The organism is Oleiphilus sp. HI0132, assembly GCF_001635845.1.
This window is the reverse complement of record NZ_LWGJ01001662.1, coordinates 1-1,356: the sequence shown is the minus strand read 5'-3', so window position 1 is coordinate 1,356 and position 1,356 is coordinate 1. Positions and strand designations below refer to the sequence as shown.

Sequence of the window (1,356 nt, the reverse complement as noted above, 5' to 3'; positions counted from 1 at the left end):
CTTGTCGTACTTTGGTAATGCTAACGAAGCGCATTGTGTTTATAACTTCGCTTTGCCCCCCTTATTGCTGAATACCTTAATCAGTGGGAACTGTCATCACTTGAAGCTGTGGCTGATGAGCATGCCTCCGGCACAGCACGGCACTTGCTATTTCAACTTCATTGCCTCTCATGACGGTATTGGCTTACGGCCAATTGAAGGAATTCTCAACGAAGATGAGGTACAAAATCTAGTAGAAACCATGCAAAGCTTCGGAGGACAAATCTCATGGCGAGCACTGGACAGCGTAGATGGTCGAAATACCGAAACGCCTTCTCGCAAACCATACGAAATCAATATCTCACTATTCGATGCGCTACAAGGCACGACAGAAGGAAAAGATCAATTCGGTATCGAACGTTTTCTCTGTGCACATACCATTATGTTTGGCTTAGAGGGCATTCCGGGTATTTATGTCCATAGCTTGCTAGCCACCCAAAACGACTATAAGCGAATGGAGAACACCGGCCATAATCGATCTATTAACAGACACCAGTGGGACTATACAGATTTAACTACGCAGCTTAACGAAAACACGCATCACCAGCGTGTCTTCAGCGAAATAAAACGTCTGCTAAAAATCCGACAACAACATGCTGCCTTTCACCCTAATGCAGTGCAATTCACTTTGCACCTGGGGGATAAAATATTCGCCTATTGGCGTCAGTCTCCAGACAGAAAGCAAAGCATTTTTTGTATATCGAACATCAGCAAGGAGTCACAGCAACTTGCGATAGCTGACATTAATCTGGTCGATACTCAAGCATGGTGCAACTTAATCAGTGGGCAAGAGCTTAGCAAAGCTGATAACACAATCGATTTAGCGCCTTATCAGACAATCTGGTTATCAAACCTCTGTGCTCTCTAGCCCGGCTAAATCAACTCGCCTCCTGTTTCGACTAGTCATTTTTCTATAGAAACAGGAAGGCTCCACTCCTTGCATATAAGTACCGTCACCAAAGTGACTTAAAAGAGACATAAATTTGTAGCACTCTCGAAACATAATTCCCTCTTCAGTAAAAACACCTATCGTTAAATGGAAAGGAAAATTATGCACTCTATGAATATGTTTAAGAAAACGGCTCTCGCTCTCGCCATTTCAAGCCCCCTCTTGTTAGCAGGTTGCAGCGATGACGATAAAGACTCCTCGTCAGTCAAAAACTTCAATAGAGTGGCGACTTTCCACGTATGTGAGCAGATCAATACTCAATGTAATGACGACACCGAAACCGTTGCAGAAATTGTTGCCGCAAGCACTGACGGACAAACGTTAATCTATACTGACAGCGAGCAAGAACAGCTAGGCTTCGTCGATAT

General features: G+C 44.0%; 1 protein-coding gene and 1 pseudogene. Both read left to right on the top strand.

Features of this window, described 5'->3' with window-relative positions; translation table 11 throughout:
• Window positions 1-907 (top strand): alpha-glucosidase C-terminal domain-containing protein (locus tag A3766_RS25565; protein ID WP_197479747.1); only part of this gene is annotated, 907 nt, incomplete at its 5' end.
• A gap of 183 nt (window positions 908-1,090) precedes the next feature.
• Window positions 1,091-1,356 (top strand): annotated as a pseudogene (locus A3766_RS25560) (hypothetical protein); the annotation flags it as partial.